At 41.9% G+C, this 7,565-nt stretch carries 6 protein-coding genes and 1 pseudogene; 6 read left to right on the top strand and 1 reads right to left on the bottom strand.

Features of this window, described 5'->3' with window-relative positions:
• A pseudogene (locus IQ244_RS28905) lies at window positions 1-133 on the bottom strand (photosystem II q(b) protein); the annotation flags it as partial.
• A 224-nt stretch (window positions 134-357) separates the two neighbouring features.
• Here IQ244_RS28905 and cofG point away from each other — a divergent pair.
• The 6 genes from cofG (at window position 358) to gshB (ending at window position 7,499) form a co-directional block, all read left to right on the top strand.
• On the top strand, window positions 358-1,320 hold the full coding sequence (gene cofG / locus IQ244_RS28900) for a 7,8-didemethyl-8-hydroxy-5-deazariboflavin synthase subunit CofG (RefSeq protein ID WP_193900128.1): 963 nt from the start codon (window positions 358-360) through the stop codon (window positions 1,318-1,320).
• A 110-nt stretch (window positions 1,321-1,430) separates the two neighbouring features.
• On the top strand, window positions 1,431-3,167 hold the full coding sequence (gene hflX, locus IQ244_RS28895; RefSeq protein ID WP_193900130.1) for a GTPase HflX: 1,737 nt from the start codon (window positions 1,431-1,433) through the stop codon (window positions 3,165-3,167).
• A gap of 301 nt (window positions 3,168-3,468) precedes the next feature.
• Complete coding sequence (locus tag IQ244_RS28890) at window positions 3,469-4,359, top strand: 2OG-Fe(II) oxygenase (protein WP_193900127.1); 891 nt, start codon at window positions 3,469-3,471, stop codon at window positions 4,357-4,359.
• 515 nt (window positions 4,360-4,874) lie between these two features.
• Window positions 4,875-5,924, top strand: a complete 1,050-nt coding sequence (locus tag IQ244_RS28885) for a PEP-CTERM sorting domain-containing protein (protein WP_193900126.1) — start codon at window positions 4,875-4,877, stop codon at window positions 5,922-5,924.
• Between the two features lie 208 nt (window positions 5,925-6,132).
• On the top strand, window positions 6,133-6,405 hold the full coding sequence (gene grxC, locus IQ244_RS28880) for a glutaredoxin 3 (RefSeq protein WP_193900125.1): 273 nt from the start codon (window positions 6,133-6,135) through the stop codon (window positions 6,403-6,405).
• Window positions 6,406-6,524: 119 nt separating this feature from the next.
• Window positions 6,525-7,499 carry a glutathione synthase gene (gene gshB, locus IQ244_RS28875; protein ID WP_193900124.1) on the top strand — a complete coding sequence of 325 codons (975 nt, stop codon included), beginning with the start codon at window positions 6,525-6,527 and terminating at the stop codon, window positions 7,497-7,499.
• The last annotated feature ends 66 nt before the right edge of the window (window positions 7,500-7,565 follow it).

Here is a 7,565-nt window from a genome sequence, read left to right as displayed (position 1 = left end):
TTGCAGCTAGCAAGGTGGGGATCATTAATACGCCAAACCAGCCGATGTATAGGCGGTTGTTGGTGCTGGTGATCCACTCGCAGAACTGTTCCCATACGTTGGCGCTTTTGCGCTGTTGTAAGGTTGCTGTCATGTTTTTATGATTGCGTCTGTTATGAATGTTGCAGGTGTTTTTACCTGTTGTTACATATATTAAACAAGTTATTGAGTTTTGTAAAGTGTTTTGAGAAACAATTTTCTAACTGACCCTGTAGAAAGCTCTGATACAAAGTTCCCATCAAGGTTTTGCGTTACTGAGTGAATTATTTTTCTGGAAGTTAGATTGTTTACAATTCTTCAAGGCTCTTCTCTATACCTATGCCAGTGATCAATTCTTCTACCGTTACTTATAGCCCTGCATACACAATCGTTCCAACCTACGATTGTTTTAATCGCTGCACCTATTGCAACTTTCGTACTGATCCTGGTCAAAGTCCTTGGCTGACCTTATCAGTAGCCAAAGATATCTTAAAAAAACTGCAAAATGAGAAAGTCTGTGAAATTCTCATCCTCAGTGGAGAAGTACACCCCAATTCACCACAGCGTCCGGCGTGGTTTCAGCGGATTTATGATTTATGTGAATTAGCCTTGGTGATGGGTTTTTTACCCCACACTAATGCAGGTCCACTGAGTTTTGCAGAAATGCAAAAGTTAAAAAATGTAAATGTCTCAATGGGTTTAATGTTGGAGCAGTTAACGCCATCATTATTAATGACAGTGCATCGCCACGCACCGAGTAAAGTCCCACAATTGAGGCTGCAACAATTACAATGGGCGGGAGAGTTGCAAATTCCCTTTACCACAGGCTTACTCTTAGGAATTGGCGAGACCGCAGATGATTATGAGACAACCTTAGAAGCGATATCTAATATTCATCAACGCCACCATCACATTCAAGAAGTGATCTTGCAACCTCACAGTCCAGGAAATCAGCAAACCTTTGACGCGCCACAATTTGACCCCCATCATTTACCAGAACTTATTACCAAGGCACGTCAAATTTTACCGCCAGAAATTACAATTCAAATTCCGCCAAATTTAGTTAAAGATGAGCAATGGTTACTTGCTTGTATTGAAGCAGGTGCGAGAGATTTAGGGGGAATAGGGCCAAAAGACGAAGTAAATCCCGATTATCCTCACATTCAGGCACAAGAATTGAGAGAAGTTTTACAACCTGTGGGGTGGGAATTAGTGCCACGTTTACCTGTGTATCCGCAATTTGACAGCTGGCTGTCGGGAGAATTGCAAAAAGCCGTGAGTCATTGGCGAAATAGATCCTGAAAGCTGACTGCATATCGCACACCCCAAAAAACAGAGCGTGCAACTTTAGCACTGTTGTAAAATAGACAATAGAAGGATTCGGGGGGCCAGTTAACTGGTCATAAACGCCTATAGAAACTATCTTCGGAAATTTGCAAGGTTTAAAGTCCAGCCAGCTGAAACAACTACAGCGGCTGTACCACCAGCGTATACCAGGCGATCGCATCACAACGCCTGAATTTTCCCAGCGTCTGGCAGCCATTAGCTCAGAAATCAATCAACCTTTGTGTGCCTATCTCAACCGTCGCGGACAAGTGATTCGTGTTGGGGTAGGCACACCGCGTCAGACACAAATCCCACCGCTAGAACTGCCCCGTTATGGTGCAGAACGTCTCAGCGGTATACGTTGTATTGCCACCCATCTCAAATCAGAACCACCGAATGAGGTGGCGCTGACAGCTATGGCAATGCAACGCTTAGACGCGTTGGTTATGTTGAATATTACTGGCACAGGATTTACCCGACGCGGTGGTGGCGCTACAGGTTATGTCAAAGAAGCTTATTTAGCTCATTTAGTATCTGATACTAAACAACTAGTAGCAGCCCAAAACTCAGCACTCGGTACGCAAAACTCAGCAATCTATTCCAGCATTTCCCCACCGATGAGCTTGGATATGCTGGCAGAACAAGACTTCATCGACTTAGTAGAAGGACTGGAAGCCGAATTCCGCCGAGAATTCGTCGCCCAAGAAGTAGATGCTGATCATGACCGCGTGCTAATTGTGGCAGTGATGACAGATCAATTGACTCCGCAACAATTCCACGACACCATAGCGGAATTAGGCCGATTGGTAGATACTGCTGGCGGTGATGTACTCCATACAGTACAACAAAAGCGATCGCGCATTCATCCTCAAACAGTCATCGGTGAAGGTAAGGTGCAAGAAGTCGCCTTAACTGCCCAAACCCTGGGATGTAATCTTGTCGTCTTTGACCGCGACCTCTCACCATCACAAGTCCGCAACTTAGAAGCACAAATTGGTGTTCGGGTAGTTGACCGCACAGAAGTCATTTTAGATATCTTTGCCCAACGCGCCCAATCCCGTGCGGGTAAATTGCAAGTAGAACTGGCACAGCTAGAATATATGCTGCCGCGACTGACTGGTAGAGGTCAGGCAATGTCGCGGTTAGGTGGTGGTATAGGTACTCGCGGCCCTGGTGAAACCAAGCTAGAAACAGAACGCCGGGCTATTCAGCGGCGGATTTCTCGACTGCAACAAGAAGTTGACCAGTTGCAAGCCCATCGTTCGCGGTTACGGCAACGACGGCAACATCAGGAAATTCCTTCAGTGGCTTTGGTTGGTTATACCAACGCGGGTAAATCTACCTCACTCAATGCCCTGACTAATGCTGAAGTCTATACTGCTGACCAGCTATTTGCTACCCTTGACCCGACTACACGTCGCTTGGTCATTCCTCATGCTGACACTAATGAACCCCAAGAAATTCTCATTACAGATACTGTAGGGTTCATTCACGAATTACCTACATCCTTAATGGATGCTTTTCGTGCCACCTTGGAGGAAGTCACAGAAGCTGATGCTTTATTACATTTAGTGGATTTGTCTCATCCTGCTTGGTTAAGTCACATTCGCTCAGTGCGAGAAATTCTCGCAGCTATGCCAGTGACTCCTGGCCCTGCGTTGGTTGCCTTTAACAAAATTGATCAAGTAGACAGCGAGACATTAGCTATAGCTAGAGAAGAGTTTCCTTTAGCTGTGTTCATTTCGGCCAGTGAACGTTTAGGCTTAGAAACCTTGCGTTTGCGTCTTAGCCAGTTGATTGCATACGCTGTTGACTCACAGTAAACACCGAAATAAATTTTGAATATTTGATGCACAAAGCCGTGGTTAGTATAACTACGGCTTTCATTTTTCTATATTGAATTACTGTGGTATTTCCTGAATGACATGATGATGAAAAACGTGCTAGAACCAATAGTTACTAGGTATTTTTATTTTTGTATTTGATATAGAAAGTTACTCCAGTCTTCATCCAGATTATTGCTGAGTTCCTTTACTTTCAAGTTGGTCTGATGTTTTTCAGAAAGCCTACATTACTTTGTTTTGCCAACCTTTCTTGCGATCACTATCCTACCACTAATGATTTATGTCAACAAACTCCCAACAACTAGAACAGACAAAAGTCAAAGTTCAGCTTCTTTTAGCCGGAGGACATCAGTACACAGTTTATTTGAAGCCAGATGATCCTGTACTGCATAGTCTGTTAACAACTATTGTGGCTCGTGCTTATAAACAAGAAGCTGCGAGTCACTGTTTATTTCAAGTTCCCATTAATGAAGGACATTCTGGTTTGTCCTTTGCTAGTGAAAGTCTTGTTGGTTTAGTGACCGAACCGCCTCTTTGGATACAGCAAACTGAAAATGTCCAACCTGTAGCCAATGATATTTTGCATTCTAGTTATGTACAAATAGATAATTTTCTCTCACCTAATGAGCATGAGCGACTCATTAAGTACGTACTAGCTAACAAGTCAAACTTTGTCTCTACGAGTACTTCTACTAATGATCAAAATTATCGTCGCTCAATGGTTCTTTACTCATTCCCCGATTTTGCTGAACTAATTGTCAACAAAATCCAGAATATAATGCCTGATGTTATCAGTAAGCTGGGAATTTCCTCATTTCCGATAGCTCAAATTGAAAGCCAACTGACATCACATAATGATGGAAATTTTTACAAAATTCATAACGATAATGGTAGTTCAGACACTGCTACAAGAGAATTAACTTATGTTTATTACTTTAATCGAGAACCCAAACGGTTTTCGGGAGGAGAATTGTTAATATACGACAGTAAAGTTGAAAATAATTTCTATGTAAAGGCAGAATCTTTTAAAACTATCGAACCACGCAATAACAGTATTATATTTTTTCTCAGCCGATATATGCACGAGGTTCTTCCGGTGAAGTGTCCATCTAAAGCCTTTGCCGATAGCCGTTTTACTATCAATGGCTGGGTACGCCGAGAAGCATCTTAAAGTAACTGTGTGGGTAATTGAAATTCTCTTAAAGAGAGGCGATCTCCTCTCTTTTATTTTTATAAAGAAAAACTTTAAAATTAAATATCTCTTGCAAGAAAATACTTAAATAAATTTCCTCAGTATAAATACAGACTATCTAGATAAATACATAAAAAATCTTCTTTTTATCCTTGAGATTAAAGTTCTTATAAAAATACCGCCAAACTATAGACTACTGATAATTTATTGTGGCAAATTATATTTATTAATCACTGAGAAAAAAGTTTCAGAGATTGCTATCAAGTGCATCCCAGATTGAACTCCCTCCTAGACAATAGAATTTTTGGTTATACAAACTAAGTCATATAGCAAAGGCTTAAATAATAAATTGCAAAAAATTAGCTGCTAACAAGCAATTTATAAACTCAGTTTGGCATAACTTGAAAGCTCTATTTTGAAGGGATATTTTATGCTGCAATGCTGTTTTATGAAGCTTTTTACAAGCAAAAAGGAGTTTTAAAGAAGTGGCTCAAATGAATTTACACAAAGTAATAGGTTATATAACTTGTGGCTTGTCATTATTACCTGTAGTTATGGTTGGGCAAATGCCTCAAGCAAGTGCAAAATCATCACCAGCACCAGCACCAGCACCAGCACCAGCACCAGCACCAGCACCCTCATCTACCGTACGCTTTGGATTTCAAAATATCACGGGTAATAGTGCCGTTAATGCCGCAACAGGTGAAAGTCAACTATTTTTAGATGTTTCTAAGGGCAGTAAGTCAGATCAGATTTTATTTACGTTCAACAACTTTGGGCAACAAGCTTCTTCTATCACCCAAATTTATTTTGATGAAACTACAAGCCTGTTAAAAAATATCGCATCAATCACTGATAGCGGTAGTGGTGTAGACTTTGTAATACCTAATAAGGTAGGCAATCTACCAGGAAGCAATAATGCTCCTGGAGGTCGGTTTAACTCAGATTTTTCAGTTGAGGCTAATCAACCAGTATCACAAATGGGTGTAAACCCTGGTGAATTTGTTAGTGTACTTTTTAATTTAGACTGCGACATCACATTTGATGACATCATTAAAAGCCTAAAAAACAGTGACTTGCGTGTTGGGTTTCACGTTCAAGCCTTTAGTAATGGCGGAAGTGAAGCGTTTGTAAATAAATCAGTAGCAATAACACCAGCGCCTGCACCAGCACCAGCACCCGCGCCTGCACCAGCACCTGCACCAGCACCTACACCCGCGCCTGCACCCGCGCCTGCACCCGCGCCTGCACCAGCACCTACACCAGCGCCTGCACCAGCGCCTGCACCCGCGCCTGCACCAGCACCTGCACCAGCGCCTGCACCCGCGCCTACACCAGCGCCTGCACCAGCGCCTGCACCAGCACCTACACCAGCACCTACACCAGCGCCTACACCATCTCCTACAACTTACTATCAACCATCTACTTCCCTGCCTAAACCTAAAAAAGTCCCTGAACCTAGCACACTTATAGCTTTAAGCTTATTTGGTCTGAGTACTATAAGACTGAAGAGAAAAAATCAACAAGATAACTTGCCAGCCTAAATAGGACTTTTGAGTTCTCATATTAATTTAGATATGGGTTGAGAAGTAGATAAACACTTCTTGCCCAATTTTTTTGAGCAATAATTCCTTGATGTACAAGCCCTAAAATTTATGCAGATTGATTTTTGGGCGACAAACAAGCTTAAAGCAGCTAGAACGGATAACGAGGTTTTAGAATTGAGAAGTATAAAACAAAATAGAGGATATTATGACTGCTAAGGTAGAAATTTACACTTGGAGGGCTTGCCCATTTTGCATCCGTGCCAAAAATTTGTTGACCAATAAGGGTGTTGACTTTATCGAATACAGTGTTGATGGTGATGAAGTAGCACGAGAGAAAATGGCTCAAAGAGCAAACGGTAGACGTTCTGTACCACAAATTTTTATCAATGATGACCATGTTGGTGGTTGTGATGATATCCACGCATTAGACCGACAAGGCAAACTTGATGACTTATTAGCTGCTGACAGTAATGTGTAAGGTGAGTAAATATTGAAATTACTCTATTTTCTACTGACAAGGTTTGTGAGTCAGTTCAATCATCAGGAGTTAATCTAAATTGAAGAACTTAGAATTTCCTGGCGATTGAGGCAAACAGCGTGAAACTGGCTTTTATTATTGATCCCATCCATCAGCTTGACCCGTGTCATGATACCAGTGTTGCTCTGATGGAAGCAGCACAAATTTTAGGGCATGAAATCTGGATAACTCAAGCAAACTGGCTGAGTGTGCTAGAAGGTAAAGCTTGGGCGATTTTACAACAGGTTGAGCTAGTACCGATACAGTTAGTCGAAGGACGTTGGGTAGCGGCGAATCCTTGGTATAAGTTGAGCGATAGCTCCTTGATAAATCTGGAAACAATGGATGCCGTATTTATGCGGACAGATCCACCAGTAAACGACTCTTACCTGTTTGCTACTTACATTCTGGATTACGTTGACCAAAATAAAACTCTGGTGATTAACAATCCCGATGGTATCAGGATGGCAAACGAAAAAATGTATGCCCTCCAATTTAGTGAAGTAATTCCAGAAACTATTGTCAGTGCCGATAAGCAGTTTATCCGCCAATTTGTGGAAGCCAAAGGCGCAACTGTTCTCAAGCCACTGGGTAACAAAGCTGGGGAAGGGATTTTATTTTTACAAGCAGGCGATCGCAATTTTAACTCCATAGTCGAACTCAGCACCTATCAAGGTCGATTACCGGTGATGGTACAAACCTATCTCCCAGAGGCTAAAGAGGGAGATAAGCGGATCATCTTACTTCATGGTGAACCGATTGGTGCTTTAAATCGTCTTTCTAGTGGCAGTGATTTTCGCAATAATATGGCGGCTGGTGGTACAGTTGCTGAAACGGAAATTACTCCCAGAGAACATGAAATTTGTACTCGACTAGCTGCAAAATTACGCCAAGATGGCTTAATTTTTGTGGGTATTGATGTGATTGGTGGCTACCTGACGGAAGTTAATGTCACCAGTCCCACAGGAATTCGGGAAATAGATAGACTGAGTGGTACTCGTTTAGGTCATCAGGTAATTCAATGGGTGGAACAAAGTCTACAAGCTAAAAAATAAAATAATTGCGATTATTTTGAATATTTCACGTCAACCTTGGTGATTTACTAGAATCAAGCGCATAAT

The sequence above is a fragment of the Nostoc sp. LEGE 06077 genome (assembly GCF_015207705.1).
In the GTDB taxonomy this organism is placed as follows: domain Bacteria; phylum Cyanobacteriota; class Cyanobacteriia; order Cyanobacteriales; family Nostocaceae; genus Nostoc_B.
The sequence above is the reverse complement of the archived record's forward strand: the minus strand, read 5'-3'. Positions and strand labels throughout refer to the sequence as shown.

Coding starts and splice junctions, on each gene's coding strand:
- IQ244_RS28885 (WP_193900126.1), top strand. CDS start 4,875: ATGAATTTACACAAAGTAATAGGTTATATAACTTGTGGCTTGTCATTA.
- IQ244_RS28890 (WP_193900127.1), top strand. CDS start 3,469: ATGTCAACAAACTCCCAACAACTAGAACAGACAAAAGTCAAAGTTCAG.
- grxC (WP_193900125.1), top strand. CDS start 6,133: ATGACTGCTAAGGTAGAAATTTACACTTGGAGGGCTTGCCCATTTTGC.
- cofG (WP_193900128.1), top strand. CDS start 358: ATGCCAGTGATCAATTCTTCTACCGTTACTTATAGCCCTGCATACACA.